Origin of the sequence: Streptomyces sp. Je 1-4 4N24 (assembly GCF_026239515.1) — a bacterium.
Taxonomy (GTDB): Bacteria; Actinomycetota; Actinomycetes; order Streptomycetales; family Streptomycetaceae; genus Streptomyces; species Streptomyces nigrescens.
Window position 1 is genome coordinate 7343093 of record NZ_CP110836.1, and the last position, 17525, is coordinate 7360617.

Annotated in this window: 18 protein-coding genes and 1 pseudogene; 7 read left to right on the forward strand and 12 right to left on the reverse strand. The window is 70.7% G+C overall.

Annotated elements, in window-relative coordinates; all coding sequences use genetic code 11:
• Positions 1 to 27 precede the first annotated feature (27 nt).
• Positions 28 to 1731, forward strand: a complete 1704-nt coding sequence (locus tag SLV14N_RS32030; protein WP_263272128.1) for an autotransporter adhesin family protein — start codon at positions 28 to 30, stop codon at positions 1729 to 1731.
• Between the two features lie 317 nt (positions 1732 to 2048).
• Here the strand turns inward: SLV14N_RS32030 and SLV14N_RS32035 are convergent, their stop codons facing one another.
• From SLV14N_RS32035 to SLV14N_RS32065, 8 genes and pseudogenes are all read right to left on the reverse strand, one after another.
• Positions 2049 to 4547, reverse strand: coding sequence for a type VII secretion system-associated protein (locus SLV14N_RS32035; RefSeq protein WP_263272130.1), 2499 nt, complete (start codon positions 4545 to 4547; stop codon positions 2049 to 2051).
• On the reverse strand, positions 4544 to 4954 hold the full coding sequence (locus tag SLV14N_RS32040; protein ID WP_208685783.1) for a hypothetical protein: 411 nt from the start codon (positions 4952 to 4954) through the stop codon (positions 4544 to 4546). The genes SLV14N_RS32035 and SLV14N_RS32040 overlap by 4 nt, the downstream gene beginning before the upstream one ends.
• The gene (locus tag SLV14N_RS32045; RefSeq protein ID WP_208685784.1) at positions 4951 to 6018 is read right to left on the reverse strand and encodes a hypothetical protein; all 1068 of its coding nucleotides are present in this window, start codon (positions 6016 to 6018) and stop codon (positions 4951 to 4953) included. The genes SLV14N_RS32040 and SLV14N_RS32045 overlap by 4 nt, the downstream gene beginning before the upstream one ends.
• 61 nt (positions 6019 to 6079) lie before the next feature.
• A pseudogene (locus SLV14N_RS39005) lies at positions 6080 to 6331 on the reverse strand (putative T7SS-secreted protein); the annotation flags it as partial.
• Positions 6291 to 6755: a putative T7SS-secreted protein gene (locus SLV14N_RS32050; RefSeq protein WP_208685785.1), complete on the reverse strand. Its 465-nt coding sequence runs from the start codon at positions 6753 to 6755 to the stop codon at positions 6291 to 6293. The gene SLV14N_RS32050 and the pseudogene SLV14N_RS39005, both read right to left, overlap by 41 nt.
• Positions 6755 to 7366, reverse strand: a complete 612-nt coding sequence (locus SLV14N_RS32055) for a hypothetical protein (protein ID WP_208685786.1) — start codon at positions 7364 to 7366, stop codon at positions 6755 to 6757. The genes SLV14N_RS32050 and SLV14N_RS32055 overlap by 1 nt, the downstream gene beginning before the upstream one ends.
• Positions 7360 to 7836: an SseB family protein gene (locus tag SLV14N_RS32060; protein ID WP_208685787.1), complete on the reverse strand. Its 477-nt coding sequence runs from the start codon at positions 7834 to 7836 to the stop codon at positions 7360 to 7362. Before SLV14N_RS32060 ends, SLV14N_RS32055 begins: the two co-directional genes overlap by 7 nt.
• A 503-nt stretch (positions 7837 to 8339) precedes the next feature.
• A complete protein-coding gene (locus SLV14N_RS32065; protein WP_026169294.1) occupies positions 8340 to 9197 on the reverse strand; it encodes a 3-hydroxybutyryl-CoA dehydrogenase in 858 nt (285 codons plus the stop codon).
• Positions 9198 to 9355: 158 nt separating this feature from the next.
• Between SLV14N_RS32065 and SLV14N_RS32070 the strand changes: the two genes are divergently transcribed.
• Complete coding sequence (locus tag SLV14N_RS32070; RefSeq protein ID WP_208685788.1) at positions 9356 to 10582, forward strand: glycoside hydrolase family 10 protein; 1227 nt, start codon at positions 9356 to 9358, stop codon at positions 10580 to 10582.
• Positions 10583 to 10648: 66 nt separating this feature from the next.
• Here the strand turns inward: SLV14N_RS32070 and SLV14N_RS32075 are convergent, their stop codons facing one another.
• Complete coding sequence (locus SLV14N_RS32075; RefSeq protein WP_208685789.1) at positions 10649 to 10858, reverse strand: DUF1918 domain-containing protein; 210 nt, start codon at positions 10856 to 10858, stop codon at positions 10649 to 10651.
• Between the two features lie 203 nt (positions 10859 to 11061).
• The gene (locus SLV14N_RS32080) at positions 11062 to 12027 is read right to left on the reverse strand and encodes a DMT family transporter (RefSeq protein ID WP_208685790.1); all 966 of its coding nucleotides are present in this window, start codon (positions 12025 to 12027) and stop codon (positions 11062 to 11064) included.
• Here SLV14N_RS32080 and SLV14N_RS32085 point away from each other — a divergent pair.
• The 5 genes from SLV14N_RS32085 (at position 12026) to SLV14N_RS32105 (ending at position 15962) form a co-directional block, all read left to right on the forward strand.
• Positions 12026 to 13531, forward strand: coding sequence for a PLP-dependent aminotransferase family protein (locus tag SLV14N_RS32085; RefSeq protein ID WP_263272137.1), 1506 nt, complete (start codon positions 12026 to 12028; stop codon positions 13529 to 13531). The genes SLV14N_RS32080 and SLV14N_RS32085 overlap by 2 nt on opposite strands.
• Before the next feature lie 85 nt (positions 13532 to 13616).
• Positions 13617 to 14069: a GNAT family N-acetyltransferase gene (locus SLV14N_RS32090; protein ID WP_208685794.1), complete on the forward strand. Its 453-nt coding sequence runs from the start codon at positions 13617 to 13619 to the stop codon at positions 14067 to 14069.
• 43 nt (positions 14070 to 14112) lie between these two features.
• Entirely contained in the window at positions 14113 to 14682 is a 570-nt protein-coding gene (locus SLV14N_RS32095; protein WP_018087714.1) for a histidine phosphatase family protein, read from the forward strand.
• A gap of 219 nt (positions 14683 to 14901) precedes the next feature.
• Entirely contained in the window at positions 14902 to 15594 is a 693-nt protein-coding gene (locus SLV14N_RS32100) for a hypothetical protein (RefSeq protein ID WP_263272140.1), read from the forward strand.
• Positions 15595 to 15599: 5 nt separating this feature from the next.
• Positions 15600 to 15962 (forward strand): DUF4333 domain-containing protein, encoded by a 363-nt coding sequence (locus tag SLV14N_RS32105; protein WP_208685798.1) that lies wholly within the window; start codon positions 15600 to 15602, stop codon positions 15960 to 15962.
• A gap of 23 nt (positions 15963 to 15985) precedes the next feature.
• On the opposite strand, the gene SLV14N_RS32110 is transcribed toward SLV14N_RS32105, so the two are convergent.
• Together SLV14N_RS32110 and SLV14N_RS32115 are read right to left on the reverse strand one after the other, a co-directional pair.
• Positions 15986 to 16438: a nuclear transport factor 2 family protein gene (locus SLV14N_RS32110; protein WP_208685800.1), complete on the reverse strand. Its 453-nt coding sequence runs from the start codon at positions 16436 to 16438 to the stop codon at positions 15986 to 15988.
• 124 nt (positions 16439 to 16562) lie between these two features.
• Complete coding sequence (locus SLV14N_RS32115; protein ID WP_263272143.1) at positions 16563 to 17516, reverse strand: alpha/beta hydrolase; 954 nt, start codon at positions 17514 to 17516, stop codon at positions 16563 to 16565.
• Between the last annotated feature and the right edge of the window lie 9 nt (positions 17517 to 17525).

A 17525-nucleotide genomic window follows, 5' to 3' on the forward strand; every position in this document is an offset into this window, starting at 1 on the left:
CGCCTATTTGCGAGGAGTTCCACGAGCGTGACCTCCCCTGACCTTCCCATGCTGCTCCCGCCCCAGATGGTGCCCTCGGACCCGATCCACGTCTCGACCTTCGCCAAGCCGGAGTACGCCGACCTGACGTTCACCTACGGCAGGGTGAAGTCCGGCGGCACCTGGCCCGTGCGCTGCAAGTGGTTCAAGGTCCGCATCCCGACCGGCCGCCAGGCATCCGCCCTGACCGGTGAACCCGGCCTGATCCGCTACGAGTTGACCGTGCCCGACGGCAAACGACGGTGGACCGTCGACCGCGACATCCGCGACCCCAACCAGGCGATCTTCACCTGCTCACCGCCGCCGGACGAGCCTGCCGTGTTCGACGGAACCTGGAGCGTCGGACTGAAGCTGTCGGGTATCGAGGTCAACGGCGGCATCGGCCCGGTCGACGTCCTCTGGGAGGAGTCCACCTCGGCCACCGGACAGGACGACTCCTACCAGGAACGCACAGGCGAAGGACGGGTCAGCAAGCGCGATGACTCCTTCTACCTGCACAGCTTCCGCCCGGCCAGGGTGGCCATCAGCCGCAACACCAAGGCCACCCTCCACTGGGAAGGCACCCCCCAGGCGACGTACACCATGTACTACCGGAAACCGGACGGCACCCAGGGCTCGTCCACGCCGGCCAAAGACGGTGAATGGGAATCGCCGGAAAACCTGGTCGACGACACGAGCTTCACCCTCGAAGCGAAAATGGGCAACGAAGTCCGCTACCTCACCACTTACCTCAAGGTCAACGGCCCCGACATCACCGTCACCAGCGTGGGGGGCGCCACTTCTACCGGCAGCATCAGCGTGAAGAACTCCCTGGCTTTCCAGGGCAAAGCCGGGCTGAGCATCCCGCAGAACGGTGGCCAGATCGCCGTCTACGGAGCCCTCACCGTCCAGGCCGGAGCGACGGCGAACGCGGGCACGCTCACCGCCAACGGCCCCTTCACCACAAAGAAGAGCCTCACTGCCGAGGACACGGTCACCATCGCCACCGGAAAGCCGCTTCAGGTGGACACGATCAGGGTGACCCCCAACGGTCGCCAGAACGTCGCGTTCTTCAGCGATGTATGGCTGGACGAAAAGGACCTCACCGTCAAGGGAAACCTGAGTGTGGTGAAGACCAACGCGCACACGAAGGGCGAGCTCACCGCCAACGGCTCCCTCACCGCCAACGGGTCCCTCACCGCCAACGGGTCCCTCACCGCCAACGGGTCCCTCACCGCCAACGGAGTGATCCGTGCGGTAGACGGCATTACGGGGCCCGACAACGAGAGCCCCCTTGTGGTTCGCGGAGGCGCAGGTCTTCTGGTCCATAAGTCACTCGACGTCGGAACATACGAAGGAGGCACAACCACCATCCGGAATCCGCTCACCGCCAACGGCTCCCTCACCACCCGCGGGCTCGCTCAGTTCGCCGGCAGGATCGAAGGCCTGTTCCCCGCCGTGACGAGGGCCACCTGGTCAGGCACGTCGTACTCGGTCAGCGTTGATGCCGACATGATCGCCGTCGTCAGGAACGAATCCAGCAAGAAGCAGTTCGTCAACGTCTGGTTCAACGGCAACATGCTGTTTGAGATCGGCCTTGACTCCTGGGAGGTAACGGCCGTACCCCTCAGGAAAGGCTGGACCTTCCAGAAGAGGTCTCCCAACGGAGGTGACCTGTACATCTGGCGCTTCTACGTGGGTGCCAGGCCGTAGACGCAGCCCCGCACGGTCGGTGGGAAGCCCGGCGAGAGTCACCCGGACCGGCGCCGCCATTGACGCTGCTCCGGGTGAATTCGCCCTGGAACAGCGCCACTTGACGGCGTCGCCGCACGCACTCCCTAGTACGCGTAGAACCCCGCCCCCGACTTCCGCCCCAGCCGCCCCGATGATGGAACTTGATCGAACCACTCGTCCATGACGGAGAGGCCCCGCTTGTCTGTCTCGGGCATGAAATGAGCGTAGTGCTCCAGCCGTGGTCTACGGCGAGGTGTGCCCAAGCCACTCCGCGCGGGTCTGCTGCAGATTGGGCGTCATTCTGCTGCAGATTGGGCGTCACGCCAGGACGGCAAGAGCTCGTCGAGGAGGGCCTCGGTGCGGGGCGGGAGGCTACGGGCGCCGCCGCTGTGCTCGTGATTGCGGGCAATGAGCGATGCTGCTGTTGATTCGAGCTTGGCCGCATCGCCTGTGGCGTGTGCGGCGCGTAGAAGTTCGTTCCAGAGTCGCTCGTCCGTCGGCGTGGTGGTCAAGGCCGTGTTGAGGGCGTTGAGCGCTGGTGTCGGGTTGTCGGCCTCCAAGTGGTGGGCGGACAGGGCCAGTGCGACGTCTGCCACCAGCAGCGACAGCTGGACCTCGCTGATCTCGTGGGAAAGCCAGGTGTAGCGGCCCTGTGGGCGGTTTGCGAGCAGGGGGCCGTGGGCGAGTGCCAGGGCGTCGTTGAGCAGGCGTTCCCGTGTGTGTGCGTTACTTGCGCCGCTGCCCGCGGTGGCCTCGTAGTGGAGGGTGCGGAGCACGTCGAGGTCGGAGACGACGGACGGCGCGAGAGTGAGCCGACCGGTGGTTTCGGTGCCGAGCCGCGGGGTTCCGTCGGGGTCGCTCCCCAGCCAGGTTCGCAGGAGTTCGATGAGGGCGTCACGGACATCCTCGGTTACGCCGCGGGGCCACAGCCCGGAGGCCAGAACGCGCGGGTGCACTCCTTCGCGATGGAGCAGGAGCATGACCAGCGCCTCGTGGAGAAGCGGGCTGTGCTCGGCGTCAGGTGCGTCGAGGCCGGTGATCTGGTAGGTGCCGACCAGCCGTGCGTACACCGCGGGTCGTCCGCTCGGGGTGATGTCAACTATGAACTGCGGGGTGCTGGGGTCCGGGTCGCGGTCGTCGTCGGGTGTGGCGCCGGCGAAGAGCTGGACCACGGCATCGTACTGGGCCTGGGGCAGGAGCTGTGCTTGCAGTTCCAGGCCGAGGAGTGGGGCCCGGAGGCGTCCGTCGGGGGTGATTTCGAGTTTCCAGGTCGCGCCTGGCAGGCCGTTCTCCTCGGTGGCGGCCAGGTAGCTGATGCCCAGTCGGCCGGAGTCGGCAACGAGCTCGGCGATCTTCGCTGCCTGATCCTCGGTCGGCTGTGCGGCGAGGAGGACCAGGTGGGGCGCCCATTGGGTCTGCTGTGCGGAGCCGGTGCGGCCGGTGAGTACGGAGTCGTGGCCCGCCATGGCTAGGGCACCGCGCCGCTGCCGGGTTTCAGCGCCCATGGTTTCCAGGAGGGCTTCGATGTCGTCGAAGTGGCGGACGCGGGTGGGGTCGAGCGTGGTGAGTTCCGTGCCGAAGCCGACGAGGGTGACTGTCATTCGGTCCGACCAGCCGCTGGTGGCGAGTTCCGCGGCGACCGACGTGAGGACGGCACTCCGGTCCGCGTGCGTGCCGGTGAGCGAGACGAGTCCGGGAGCGGCTTCGAGGTTCAGCAGCAGGCGCGCGCCGTCGAGGCTGCCGAGGCTGACCAGACCCGGGTAGGGGGCGGCAGTGCCGGTGTCTGTTTCGTGCACCGGGATGTCGGTCCGTTGGATGCGCCAGAACGTCTCGTTCTGACCGAGCTGCCATGGCGCTGGGGGCTTACCTGCGGGATGGGCGAGCTGGAGGGTGAGCTCGCTGTCGGTGAGCCAGGCAACGTAGACGGTCGGCAGGGTGCGCGATTCGACGGTCAAGGCCGACGCCAGTCCCCTCAGGGCATGGTCGAGATCGTGTACGGCCTGCGGGTCAGCCCCGACGAGCAGCGCATCCTGGGTATCGGCGGCGACACCCGTTGGCCGGCGAAGCTCCGGGGTGCGGCGGCCCTTGGCGCCCATGGCGGACTGCCACAGGGCCGTGCGGCGTCGGCGGCTGAGTGCCGCGAGCAGGCCGGTGGCGAGCAGCGGGGCATCCACGAGGGCCTCGGGGAGGCCGAAGGACGAGGTGGAGGGCGAAGAGTTGGGGCCGGCGTTCTCGCCACCGACTTGATTCCCGGCCTCGCCCGGGATGGTCAGGCTGATGCGGTGGCCGGGGTTGAGGCGGATCGGGAGGCCGGTGGCGGCGAGGTGATGGCCGGTGGTCTCTTGCCACTGGTGCCAGGTGTCGGGGGCGTGGGTGGGGTGGGTGAAGGCCGGGATGTAGCGGCTGCCGTCGTCCTCGACGATGGTGTAGAGGCCGGTCTGCCCCTCCTGGGTGAACAGGATGAGCGTGGCGTCGCGGAAGGCCGCGAGGAGTTCCTGCTCGCTGCCATAACCGGTGACGGCGCGCTGCAGGGCTTCGTCCAGGGCGGTGACAGGGGACGGGAACTCCAACGCCATCGGCGACGGGCGGTAGTTCGGGTTGTGCTTGAAGGAAATGAGCTGGCCGGAGCTGCCGACGGACCAGCCGCCGACGATGCCGTACGGGGGGACGGCGCCCCTGGGGTCGAAGTGCGGGTCGATCGCGTACACGTAGCCGCCCCGCTGCTGTGCGGCCTGGGCGCGCAGAGCCTCGGTGACCGGGGGAACGGCGGGGGCAGGGCTGGACGGGGTGGTCACAGCGACTGGCTCCACTGCTCTTCGAAGGCGATCTGCTCGGCGACAGTGGCCAGCGTCTCGCGGGGTGCGGGTTGGAATGTCTGGATGCGATCGGCGCTGGTGGGGCGAAGGCCGGGCCTGAGGCGGTAGACGAGGAAACCCCCGGTCCCACGGCACATCCCGGAGGGCCAGGTGTCGCGACGCGAGCCGTTGACACCCAGGAGCCACCCCCGGGGTTCGATCTGCTCGCGGATGCGGGTGAGAGCCTCGAAGCAGTCATCTGCTCTGCCGGTGACATTCCCCCAAGGGCCGTCGGCGATCACGGTGAAATCGCGGTTCTCGCCCTCCCAGTGCAGGACGGCGTCGGCCTGCTGGTCGCCGTTGAAGGCGAGGACTTCGAAACGGTCGGGGACCAGGTAGCCACTCATCGGGTCCATCCTTCGGGCAGTTGACTGGCGGGCGGTGCTTCAGGGGCGGGATCGACGGGCTTTTTGGGGATATGAGGCTCGTATTGGGGGTTCGGCATCCATTCTCCCTTGGTCCCGCCGGGGAGGATCTCCCAGGCACCCTTGATGTGCCTGCGGTCAATGCCCCCGGCGAAGGCGATCTCCTCCTCACCTCGGTACTTGTTGTTCGGCAAGGTCTGGTTGACGTCGATGCCGCCGGGAGCATCCACCTCGTACCGGTATTTGGTCAGCCAGTCAGCATCGGCGTCCTTGGTGGTGCCCACAAAGGCCGACGCCTGGTTGCCCTCCACATAGCCATAAAGGTCTGCGTTGGACGTGTCGCGTGGATGGAAGCCCTGGTCGAAGATCTCCTCGGGATGGCGGTTGTCGTTGCGGTACAGCGGCTCGTGGTCTTCGCGCCACACCGGCTTGTGGCTCATGCTGTCGATGTCGACGCTCTTGTCTACGGCTGCGGGAAGGCTGCGAGGGTCGTCCGGGTCCAGATCCCTACCCGCCCCGGCGGGGTCATCGGGGTGCTCGACCACATCATCGGCGTGCTCGGCAACATCATCGGAATGCGTTGCCGCATCATCGGCATGCCGAGCTGTGTCGGCCGCGTCATCGCCGTGCCCGGCAACGCCGGCGGAGTCCTTGGCGGCGGTCTTGGCGGCGTCTTTGGCGGCAGCGCTTTCCATGCCGTGGGCGGCGGCCTTGGCGCCGACCTTGCTCACGGCGCCTCCGCCGCCGATGAAGTTCGTCGCGAAGGCGCCGATGGCCTGGTTGCGGTCGGTGCTCCAACCCTCGCCGATGACGCCCTTGACCAGCTCGGTGGGGTGGTTGGCAGTGTGAATCAGGCCGCCGGCGACACCGGTGAGGTTGGTGGTGTAGGCGGCCGGGTGGGTCAGGTTGTAGGGGTCCTGGGGGTTGACCGTGCGGACCAGGCGCAGCAACGAGGTGCCGGTCTTGAGGATGCCGCCCAGCTGGTGCTCGGCCCCGACCAGCTGGTTTTTCACCGTGTTGCCGGCTTCGCGCTTGAGGCGGTCCAAGCCTTGGGGCTCGGCCGGTGCCTCGGGCGAGCTTCACGGCCAGCTGGGCGCCGGCGCTGTCGCGCTGGCTGCGGGCCGTCTTGAGCAGGTGCTCTGCGGACTCGCGTCCCTCGGTGCCGGGGTCGTGGAACGGGCCCGGCTCCTGCGGAGGCTGGTGCCCGGCGGCGTTGGCCTGCTGGGTGTAGTCGTCGACCTTGCGCTGGTACTGCTTCACGGCCGCCGCGGTCTGCTTCTGGGCCTGCTTCCACCGCTCGACCGCCTCGCGGGCCTGCTTACCCGCCCACTCGACCGTGTCGGCGTTGATCCAGCGCAGCGGCCGCGTCCTCGAACGAGTCGGCGGCGCTCAACCAGCGCTTGGGGTGGGTCTGCACCTTCTCGCGAAAGCGGGCAGCGGCCTGTCCGTGCCAGTCCGAGGGATCCATCTTCCGCAGAGCGGAGCCGGTACGCTCGAAGGCCGCGCCCAACTTCTTCAACTTCCCGGCGGACTTACGGATGCTGCTCGCGTCCCCGTGCAGCAGCAGGGCGGGGTCGTCGGTCTCGTTCAGCTCTAGCTCGCGGGTCTGGGCACCCAGCTCATTGGCCGCCCAGGAGCCGGCTGCGTCGGCCTTGTCCGCCCAGTCGTGTGCGCCCGCTTCATCAAGCAGCTTGGAAGTACCGTGGGCGACGGTCTGCACCCCGTCGGCGAAGGCGTCGCGGGCCGACTGGGTGGCGCGGTCCAGATCGTCGAAGAGGCCCATCACTTCCCCTTCGCCGCAGTGTCGGCGTCCTGCCCGTCGTTGTCACCGCTGAAGGTTGCGGAGCCGACGGCCTTCACCACCCCGATGTGGCTCCCGATCACTCCGGTCTCGGTGACGTCCGTCCAGGCGTTGGAGAGGTTCTTCCGGCTCTCCTGGGAAGCGTCCTTGAAACTGTCCATGGAGTAGTCGGGGGTGTAGGCATCCTTGATCTTGCCGCCCACCTGGCTCCAGGACATCTTCTCCGCATTCTCCGAGGTCAGCGTCGGGTCCGCAGTCGCGGACAGCACAACGTCCTTGAGGACGTCCGTGCCGTACTCTTCCGCCTCCTGGTAGTAGCCCGCGTTCAGATCCAACGTCCCGGCCACGTCGTCGCCCTCGTCCAGGAGCGCCTGGACCTCCCAGCCCCAACGCTTGGCGAAGTCGTCCAGCATCTGGGAAGCATCGGAGTGCCCCATCACGGTCGGCGACACCGACAGATCGGAGAAGCCCTGACCCGTGGACGCCTCAGTCGCATCCGTGATCTTCTTCAGCTCGTCCAGCGCATCGTTGATGCCCTTGGACACCTGCTTCAGGATCTGCGGATCGACCCCGAAATCACCACCGCTCACCATGCGGCAAGCTCCCCCTTGGCGACGGATTCCTTATCGAGCGCGATCCCATCCGGCACGATTCCGGACACGGGTGGCAGGAAGGCGCGAAGTCCAGAGGACACATCCACCACGACGCCCATCGGAACCCGGTCCCGCTCCACCAGCTCAGGAAGCAGCTCCTGCAACAGCTCCTCACCGCTCACGCGCAGGTAGCGTACGTACCGGGCCAGTTCGGCGGGCAGTTCGTCGGGCTTGGCTGCCGCCCACTTCTGCTGCAGAAAGGCGTGCATCTCACCTGTGCTGGTGAACGCGAACAGCCAGCGAAGGTCGTCCAACTCGCCACTCCACACGGCGCCTTCACCGAGCAGGGGGAGCAGAAGCTCCGCGCCCTGCGCGGCCTCGACCAGCGCCTGCGGATCCCCTTCACCGCGTAGGAACGCGGCCATCTGCGCGCGCAGTTCCGCCGTCCCTGTCGACAGCCCGCTGCCCATCCGGCCCCGCACCCCTGCTTGTGTCGACCTGTCACGACTTCAGCGCATGCCAGGCAGCTCGGTACGACCGTAACCACATGGCATGAGCAGGGGCGATACTAGATTGACGTCTGCGATCCCCGCGAATCGGGAGAGGACGCGAGTCCTTCCCGTAGGCGCAATCGGCGGTGACCCAGGCGATGGGGAATGGGGAGACCACGGGTCGTTCGATCATGGCGCGGGCAAGGTCGCCCTTGATGGCGAAGTTGCGCTCGCCGGGAACGCGGGACAGGGCCCAACAGCTCTGAAAGGCGTAAAGCCCCAGGCCAGAGTCGATTCGCCAGCGATCGATGACGCTCATCAGGCCGTGCCCGCGTGTAGCGGCGCGTCTGTCGTCCGAGGGTGTGCGGAAGGGGCCCGGCGGGGGTGGCGAGAGCCACCCGGGGCGGGCCGGCCGTCGGCACTGTTCCAGAATGAACTCACCCTGGAACAGCGCCACTTGGCGGCGTCGCCGCACGCACTCCCTAGTACGCGTAGAACCCCGAACCGGACTTCCGCCCCAGCCGGCCCGCGTCGACCATCCGCGCGAGCAGCGGGGGAGCGGCGTACAGGGGCTCCTTGTACTCGTGGTACATCGACTCGGCGACCGAGGCCACGGTGTCCAGGCCGATCAGGTCGGTCAGCTTGAGCGGGCCCATCGGGTGGGCGCAGCCCAGCTCCATGCCGTTGTCGATGTCCTCGCGGCTGGCGATGCCCGACTCGAACATCCGGATCGCGGAGAGCAGGTACGGGATGAGCAGGGCGTTGACGACGAAGCCCGAGCGGTCCTGGGCGCGGATCGCATGCTTGCCCAGCACGTCCTGCACCAGCGCCTCGGAGCGCTTGATGGTCTCCTCGCCGGTGGTCAGGGCCGGGATCAGCTCGACGAGCTTCTGCACCGGTGCCGGGTTGAAGAAGTGGATCCCGATGACCTGGTCGGGACGGGAGGTGGCGACCGCCAGCTTCACCAGCGGGATCGACGAGGTGTTGGAGGCCAGGATGGCGTCCGGACGGGTGATCACCTGGTCGAGAACCTGGAAGATCTCGGTCTTGACCTGCTCGTTCTCCACCACGGCCTCGATGACGAGATCGCGGTCGGCGAACTCCCCGAGGTCGGTGGTGAAGCTGAGCCGGCCGAGCGTCGCGTCGCGCTCCGCGGCGGTGATCTTGCCGCGCTCGGCGGCCTTGCCGAGAGAGTTGGTCAAACGGGTGCGACCCAGCTCCAGAGCTTCGCCGGTGGTCTCGGCGACCATGACGTCCAGTCCGGCGCGGGCGCACACCTCGGCGATGCCTGCGCCCATCTGGCCGCAGCCGACCACTCCGACGCGTTCGATGTCGGTCACATCGTGCCTTTCGCTGATCTTCAGGACCGGCGGTACGCCGTAAGGGTCCGGCGCCCGCCTCGACCCCGACGTTACTCCGCGCGGTGCTGGGTCACGGGTGCCGGGGCGGGCATTCTGAGCCCTCAAGACGGACTAACCGGACAACTTGGGGACTTTTGATGAGACGGATCACCCGCAGAACGTTTGCCACTGCCGCTGTGGGGGCGGCCTCCGCACTGCTCGCCACGGGCACGGGGTCCGCGAGCGGGGCGCCGCGGCGCGAGCTGCGCGGTATGTGGCTGGCGACCGTCGCCAACCTCGACTGGCCCACCAGCGCGAAGCTCCGCCCCGCCGAGCAACAGCGCGAACTGCGCGCCCTCTTCGACACGGCCGTCGCCCGCCGGCTCAATACGGTGTTCTTCCAGGTGCGGCCCACCGCGGACGCCCTGTGGCCGTCCCCGTACGAGCCCTGGGCGCAGTATCTGACCGGGCAGCAGGGCCGCGATCCCGGCTGGGACCCGCTCGGCTTCGCGGTCCGCGAGGCGCACGGGCGGGGTCTCGAACTGCACGCCTGGTTCAATCCGTACCGGGTCGCCAACCACACCGACCCCGGCCGGCTGACACCGGACCACCCTGCCCGCCGGCACCCCCGCTGGGTCCTTCCGTATGGCGGCAAGCTCTACTACAACCCCGGACTGCCGGAGGTCCGGAGCTTCGTCCAGGACGCGATGCTCGACGCGGTGCGGCGCTACCCCGTCGACGGGGTGCACTTCGACGACTACTTCTATCCGTATCCGGTCGCCGGGCAGCGCTTCGACGACGATGCGGCGTTCGACGAGTACGGCAGCGGCTTCGCGACCCGGGCCGCCTGGCGGCGGGACAACATCGACCGGCTGGTGTACGAGATGGCCGGGAAGCTCCGGGACGGGAACGAGCGGGCCGGGCGCCGGGTGCGGTTCGGGGTCAGCCCGTTCGCGGTCTGGCGCAATCACGGCACCGACCCGCAGGGCTCCCGTACGCAGGCCGGGGTGCAGACCTACGACGATCTGTATGCCGACACCCGTCGCTGGGTGCGCGAGGGCTGGCTGGACTACATCGTGCCGCAGGTCTACTGGCCCCTCGGCTCCACGCCCGCCGACTACGCCGAACTCGTGCCCTGGTGGGCCCGGACCGTCGACGGCACCGGAGTGGACCTCTACATCGGCGAGGCCCTCTACAAGGCCGGCGAGGCCCAGCCCGCCGCCTGGAAGAACCCGGCCGAACTCTCCCGCCATCTCACCTTCGCCCGCGGCTACCCGCAGGTGGGCGGCCATGTCTACTTCTCGGCGAAGGAGGTGGTCAGGGACCGGGCCGGTGCCATGGCGCGGGTCGTGCGTGACCACTACGGGAGCACGGCACGCCCATAGGGGCGGTCCGCGCGGGCGGCGAAACCGTCCGCACGGCCGCGGTGGCGATCCGCGTACGGGGTCCGGCTACCGGCCGGAGTCCACGTCGGTGGTCTTGCCGTGCCGGACGACGGAGTCGGGGCCGGGCGACATGATCGCCTCGTGCCCGTCCTCGGCGCGGACACGGTAGGGCGGGTCGCCGTTCGTGCCCAGTACCTCGATGATCTCGACAACCCGGTCGTGATGCCCGACGGTCCTGCCGTGCACCACCAGCCGGTCGCCCCTGCTTGCGTGCATGAGGGTCCTCCCCGCTTCGGGGCGGCCGTGCGACCGGTTCGGCCGACAGCGTGACGGCCAACGGTTGAACGGCCAACGGTTTCAACGGTTCACGGGCCGGGAGCGGCCCGGGCGGCGGTATCTGCCGTCGCGGCAAGTTTACGTCCGCAGGTGGCGGCTGCACCCGGTAAGTACCGACTCATCCCCTTCCGGCGCCGTGGCCGTCACCCGCGGGACCGCTGGGTGACCGCGATGCACGCCAGGACCGCCAGCGACGCCGCCGGGGCGGCCGGCGGCAGTTGCTCGCCCAGCAGCAGCACGGACCAGACCAGGGTCAGCAGCGGCTGGGCGAGCTGCAGCTGGCTCGCCTTGTGGATGCCGATCGCGGCCATACCGCGGTACCAGGCGACCATCCCGAGGAACGTCGAGCCGGTCGCCAGCCACAGCAGTCCGCCGACCGCATGCGCCGTGAGCCGCAGCGGCTCGGTGGACAGCGCCACCGCGGCGCCCGCCACCGTCACCGGCAGTGCCAGGACCAGCGCCCAGCCGATCACCTGCCAGCCCGGCATATGGCGGGCGAGCCGGCCGCCCTCGGCGTAGCCGGCCGCGCACACCAACAGCGCCGCGAACAGCAGCAGATCACCGCGGCCCGGAGCGCCGCCGCTCTGCTGCACCGCGAAGCCGATGACGACGGCGGCGCCGACCAGCGAGGCGATCCAGAACGTCCGGGAGGGCCGGGCCCCGGTCCGTACGGCCGAGTAGGCGGCCGTGGTCAGCGGCAGCAGGCCGATCACGACGGCCGCATGGGAGGTGGTGGAGGTCTGCAGGGCGAGGGTGGTCAGCAGGGGAAAGCCGAGGACGACGCCGCCCGTGACCACCGCGATGCCCGTCCAGTGGCGCCGCTCGGGGAGGGGCACCCGGAAGACGGCGAGCGCGCCGCCGGCCAGTACGGCGGCCAGCACGCTGCGCAGCATCACCACCGTCCAGGGGCCCATGCCCTCCAGCGCCCAGGCGGTCGCGGGGAAGGTCAGCGAGAAGGCGGCCACACCGAGGGCGGCGAGCAGGGCGCCGCGGCCGACGAGCGGGCCGCGGGCGGGGGCGGTGGCCGCCGTCGGGGTGTCCTGGCCGGCGGCCTCCGGGGTGCTGACCGCTATCGCGACGGTGGCAGTAGCGCTATCGTGGTCTCTCATGCAACAGCGTAGCAGTGGTGCCGAACTGGCCGCGATCCTCCGTGCGGAGCTGAACCGCTACTCTCCCGGTGAGAAGCTGCCCGCGAGTCGTGCGCTGGTGGAGCGGCACCGGGTCAGCCCGGTGACCGTCTCCCGGGCGCTCGCCGAGCTGGCGGCGGAGGGCCTGGTCACCACCCGGCCGGGCGCCGGGGCCTTCCGGGCCGAGCCGCGCAGCGAGGCGCCCCGGCCGGTCGACACCTCCTGGCAGGAGATCGCGCTGAGCGCGGAGCCGGGCGGCGACCAGGTGCCGCGCAGCGTCGATGCCTCGGGTGTGGTGGCCACGCTCGGCGTCCCGGGCCCCGGCGTCATCGAGCTCAACGGCGGCTATCTGCACTCCGATCTGCAGCCCGAACGCGCCCTGGCCGCCGCACTGGCCCGCGCCGGACGCCGGCCGGGAGCCTGGGGACGGCCCCCGGTCGAAGGCGTCCCGGAGCTGCGGGCCTGGTTCGCGCGGGAGATCGCCGGGTCCGGTGGCCCGCTCGCCGCCAGCGATGTCCTGGTCACCGCGGGCGGCCAGAGCGCGCTGACCGCCGCGCTGCGGGCCCTCGCCGCGCCCGGCGCTCCGGTGCTGGTCGAGTCCCCGACCTACCCGGGCATGCTGGCCGTGGCCCGCGCCTCCGGGCTGCGGCCGGTGCCCGTACCGCTCGACGCGGACGGGGTCCGTACGGATCTGCTCGCCGACGCCTTCCGGGTCAGCGGCGCGCGGCTGTTCGTCTGCCAGCCGCTGTTCCAGAACCCGACCGGCGCGGTGCTCGCCGCCGAGCGGCGGCGTGAGGTGCTGCGGGTGGCCCGCGCGGCGGGCGCCTTCGTGATCGAGGACGACTTCGCGCGGCTGCTGGTCCACGGTGACGCCCCCACGCCCCCGCCGACCCTGATCGCGGACGACCGGGACGGCACGGTCGTCCATGTCCGCTCGCTGACCAAGGCCACCTCGGCCAATCTGCGGGTGGGCGCCCTGGCGGCCCGCGGACCGGTGCTCGACCGGCTGCGCGCCATCCAGGTCGTCGACAGCTTCTTCGTGCCCCGGCCGCTGCAGGAAGCCGCCCTGGAACTCGTCGGATCGCCCGCCTGGCCCCGCCATCTGCGGCTGATCGCCGGTGAGTTGACCGCCCGCCGGAACGCCCTGACCACCGCGCTGCACCAGCAGCTGCCGGCGCTCGCCGGGCAGGAGCCCGGGCCCGGGCCGGCATACGGCCACGACCCTGCGCCCGGCGGCCTGTATGTCCCGCCGGGCGGCTACCACCTCTGGCTGCGGCTGCCCGACGGTACCGACGAGGCGGCCCTGACCGGTGCGGCGCTGCGGGCCGGCGTCGCGGTCGCGGCCGGCCGCCCGTACTTCCCCGCCGAGCCGCCGGCCGCCCATCTGCGGCTGAGCTTCGCGTCGGCGTCCGGCACCGGCGAGATCACGGAGGGCGTCCGCCGGCTCCGGGCGGCGTGCGAGGAGCTGGGAGTGCCGGTGAGCTGACGGCGGGGAGGAGGGCAGCCGGCCGCCGGGCCGCGGCTCGTATACCGGTTCGACGCCGGCCCCGCCCTTCTGCCAACCTCCCGGCATGAATGATCGCGCCCTCGACGGCTACGAGATCTCCACCGACCCGGTCCGCCTGGACGCCGACCTGGTCCACTACTGGCTCGCCACCGACGCCTACTGGGCCGTGGACCGCCCCCGGGAACTGCATGACCGCGCCGTCGCGGGCTCGCTCAACTTCGGTCTGTACGCCTCCGGTTCCGGCCGCCAGGCCGGGTACGCCCGGGTGGTCACCGACCACGCCACCTTCGCCTGGCTCTGCGACGTCTACATCTGCCGGGACGACCGCGGCAAGGGCCTGGGCACGGCCCTGGTCGAGGCCATCGCCGACCATCTGACGCCCTGCGGGCTGAGCCGGCTGACGCTCGCCACCAAGGACGCCCACGGTGTGTACGAGAAGATCGGGTTCCGCGCCCTGGTGGCCCCGGAGCAGTGGATGACCCTCGGGCTGATCGACCCGGGCCCTGTCGGGATCTGACCAACCGGGATGGACTCACAGGTGCGGCTCTTACCATCGGCGCATGAGCGTTCGACTCAAGCTGCTGGCCGCGGCCCGTAACTCCTCGCTGCTGGAGACGCGGTTCGACGACGACCGCCCCCTCGACGCCGCCGGATGGCACGAGGCGGAGCGGGCGGCCCCCGTCCTGTGCCGGCTCGCCGCCGCCGAACTCCGCTACTGCTCGCCGTCCGCCCGCTGCCGGCAGACCGGTGAGGCCCTCGGCCTGCGCCCGCTCGCCCAGCCGGCCCTGCGCGACTGCGACATGGGGCGCTGGCGCGGCCGCACGCTGGGCGAGGTGACCGCCGCCGAACCCCGCGCGGTGGAAGCCTGGCTGGCCGATCCGCGCTCCGCACCGCACGGCGGGGAGTCGCTGCTGGAGTTCATCACCCGGATCGGCGGCTGGCTGGACACCCGGCCGGCCGACGACGCCGCCGGGCTGCTCGCGGTCGCCGAACCCGCCGTCGTCCGGGCCGCCCTGGTCTATGTGTTCCAGGCACCGCCGCACGCGTACTGGCGTATCGATGTCCAGCCGCTCTCGGTGACCACCCTCACGGGCCGGTCCGGCAAGTGGGACCTCCTGCTGGAGGCGTGAGGCGGCGCCCCGTTACGCGGCGCCGCCCGCTGTAGCCGCGACCGGGCCGCCCGGGCGCACCACCCGGAAAGCCCAGCCGTCCGGTTCCGCCGTCCGGGGCGCACGCACCCGTGTGACCTGCGGAAAGACGCAGAAGACGGGCGTCTTCCGGGGCAGTTGGACCCGGGCGGCGCACCCCATCGAGGTGCGTACCGCCGGGCCGGGCGCTTCTCTCGGTTTATGCACATACGCCACATTCCTCTGTACGCCCTGGCGGCCGGCGCGCTGGCGGTGTCCGTCATGCTCTTCGGTGACGGCGACGGTGCCGACGCCGCCACCGAGGCCGTCTCCGGGACGGTGACCGACACCGTCTCCGCCGTGGACACCTCGCACGCGGTGGTCGTCGAGCCCGACCCGGTGGCACCGGGCGGCGCCTTCTCCGTCCACGACGGCGGCACCTGCTCGGGCGACACCGCGGAGGCCGCCTTCGACGGCGCGGACATCCCCGCGATGCAGCTGAGCCCCCGGAGCGACCGGATGGGCGGCAGCGCGATCATGCCGGAGGGCACCGCGCCCGGCTCGTACCGGGTCACCATCACCTGCGGCAGCACGTCCGGGGCCCGGCAGAGTGCCACGGACACGGACCGGACCGGCGACGAGGAACAGGGCGAGGCATACGGCACGGAGCGCGGGGACGTTGACGGCGGAGGGCGCGGCCAGGAACACGGCGCCGGCCGTAAGACCGTCACGGGCACCATGGTCGTCTCCGGTGACGCCGGTGAGATCGTTCCGCAGGGCGGCGCGGACACCGGCCTCGGCGGCGCGGCCGGCTCCGGCCGGGCGGCCACGGCGCTCAGCGGAGTGGTGCTGCTGGCCGCGGCCGGCTGGGGCGCCCTGGCCCGCCGCCGGCGCACCCGCGGCGACCGGAGCTGACGGCGGTGAGCCCACCTCCGCCACGGCGCGCCCTCGTCCTCGGTCTCCTCGCGGCCCTCGCCGTGGCGGGCGTGCTCGCGCTCGCCGCCGCCCGGCTCCGCGACCGCGACGCCACCAGCGAGGTCGACGGCGGCACCCACACCGTGCTGCGCACCGAGATCGCCAGAACCATCAGCGGCCAGCTCGCCCTCCCCTTCCGTAACGGGCCCGACGCGGTGCACTGCTCCGGTGACCTGCGGCCGGTACGGAACGACGAGGTCCGCTGTACGGCGCACTTCCCCATCGGCCTGGACCGCCATCTGACCGTCGAGGTCACCGGCGTCCGCCACAACCTGGTCACCTACCGGCGCCACTCCCTGCCCCGCTGACCGGCGCCGGCCGGGGGCCCGCCCTACGGCTTGAGGTCCAGGGCGGCCAGCCCCGACCCGTCCATCAGGAACGGCACCGAGTCGTGCGTATGCGTGATCTTCCAGGCGCCGTCGGTCTTGCGGAGGCCGACGGTGGAGCGGCTCCACAGCTCCACCTCGAAGCCGCCGGTCTTCGTGCCGTGCATCCGGTTGATGCTGTGGCCGAACGCGACATCGCCGCCGACCGTGATCTCGACCTGGGTGAGCGTCACCTCGATCGGCCCGTCCCAGGTCGCGTACCAGGCCTCGACGGCCTGCTGGTCCAGTGCCTCGGGCCCCTTGTACTGCAGCGGGGGAGCGAGGCTGAAGTCCACGAGGTCCGGCGCACAGGACGCCAGGAACCGCCGGGCGTCCCGCTCCTTCGTCGCCTCCGCCCGGTCCGCCAGCAGCTCCCGGATCTGTGCCTCGTCCGTCGTGCGCTCGATGTCGGTGGTCATGAGGGAACCTCCCGTCGGACGGCGCCGCGGCGCCGGAATCCCTGTCCGACGGGTAGACCCCGGCGGGTACGGAAACTCATCGGCGGGAGCCGCACGAGCCGCACGAGCCGCCGGGAGCGGCGGGCTACGCGTCGTCCTCCGTCAGCGCGCTGCGCAGTGCGCCCAGCCAGTGCGCCGTGGTCCGTCGCGCCGGGCGGCTCTGTGGTGCGTACGCCTCGAAGAAGTGCCAGGCGCCGGGGACGTCCTTGACCTCGACCGGCACATCGGCCTCCGTCAACCGGCGGGCGTAGTCGAGTCCTTCGTCCCGCAGTGGGTCGAGTCCGCAGGTGAGGAGGTAGGCGGGCGGGAGGCCGGAGAGGTCGGTGGCGCGGGCGGGCGCGGCATAGGCGGGGACGTCGGGGCCGCGGCCGGGGCCCAGGTAGGTGTCCCAGGTGTGCCGTATACCGAGGCCGTTGGCGATGCGGCGGTCGTCGACCCGCCGGGCCGAGGCGGTACCGCCCCGGTCGTCGAGGCAGGGGACCAGCAGGCACTGGAAGGCGATCCGCGGTCCCCGGCGGTCGCGGGCCATCAGGCACAGAGCGGCGCTCAGACAGCCGCCCGCGGACGCCCCGGTGACGGCGATCCGCCCGGCGTCGAGGCCGAGTTCACCCGCGGCCGCGGCCATCCACTCCAGTACGGCGTAGCAGTCCTCGACACCGGCCGGATACGGGTGCTCGGGCGCCAGCCGGTAGTGGACATTGACCACGACCGCACCGGCGGCGGCACAGGCATCGCGCGCCATGGGGCCGGGCCCGTCCAGCTCCCCGTACACGAAGCCGCCCCCGTGCACATAGAGCACCCCCGGCAGCACCCCCTCGGCCCCGGCCGGGCGCAGTACCTGCACCTCGATGGTGTTGCCGTCCGGCCCGGGGACGGAGGTGTGCCGGACGGTGACCCGGGGGTCGTGGGCGGGCATCCGCGGTGCCATCAGCGCCCGGAACCCGGCGCGGACCGCCGCGACGTCGGCGTACGGATTCTCCGGCCGCTCCGGCAACGCGGCGAGGACGGGGGCCAGTTCCGGATGGACATACGGGCGCATCCCGGGCTC

Coding starts and splice junctions, on each gene's coding strand:
- SLV14N_RS32040 (WP_208685783.1), bottom strand. CDS start 4,954: ATGAGTGGCTACCTGGTCCCCGACCGTTTCGAAGTCCTCGCCTTCAAC.
- SLV14N_RS32050 (WP_208685785.1), bottom strand. CDS start 6,755: ATGGGCCTCTTCGACGATCTGGACCGCGCCACCCAGTCGGCCCGCGAC.
- SLV14N_RS32055 (WP_208685786.1), bottom strand. CDS start 7,366: ATGGTGAGCGGTGGTGATTTCGGGGTCGATCCGCAGATCCTGAAGCAG.
- SLV14N_RS32060 (WP_208685787.1), bottom strand. CDS start 7,836: ATGGGCAGCGGGCTGTCGACAGGGACGGCGGAACTGCGCGCGCAGATG.
- SLV14N_RS32070 (WP_208685788.1), top strand. CDS start 9,356: ATGAGACGGATCACCCGCAGAACGTTTGCCACTGCCGCTGTGGGGGCG.
- SLV14N_RS32075 (WP_208685789.1), bottom strand. CDS start 10,858: ATGCACGCAAGCAGGGGCGACCGGCTGGTGGTGCACGGCAGGACCGTC.
- SLV14N_RS32085 (WP_263272137.1), top strand. CDS start 12,026: ATGCAACAGCGTAGCAGTGGTGCCGAACTGGCCGCGATCCTCCGTGCG.
- SLV14N_RS32080 (WP_208685790.1), bottom strand. CDS start 12,027: ATGAGAGACCACGATAGCGCTACTGCCACCGTCGCGATAGCGGTCAGC.
- SLV14N_RS32090 (WP_208685794.1), top strand. CDS start 13,617: ATGAATGATCGCGCCCTCGACGGCTACGAGATCTCCACCGACCCGGTC.
- SLV14N_RS32095 (WP_018087714.1), top strand. CDS start 14,113: ATGAGCGTTCGACTCAAGCTGCTGGCCGCGGCCCGTAACTCCTCGCTG.
- SLV14N_RS32100 (WP_263272140.1), top strand. CDS start 14,902: ATGCACATACGCCACATTCCTCTGTACGCCCTGGCGGCCGGCGCGCTG.
- SLV14N_RS32110 (WP_208685800.1), bottom strand. CDS start 16,438: ATGACCACCGACATCGAGCGCACGACGGACGAGGCACAGATCCGGGAG.
- SLV14N_RS32115 (WP_263272143.1), bottom strand. CDS start 17,516: ATGCGCCCGTATGTCCATCCGGAACTGGCCCCCGTCCTCGCCGCGTTG.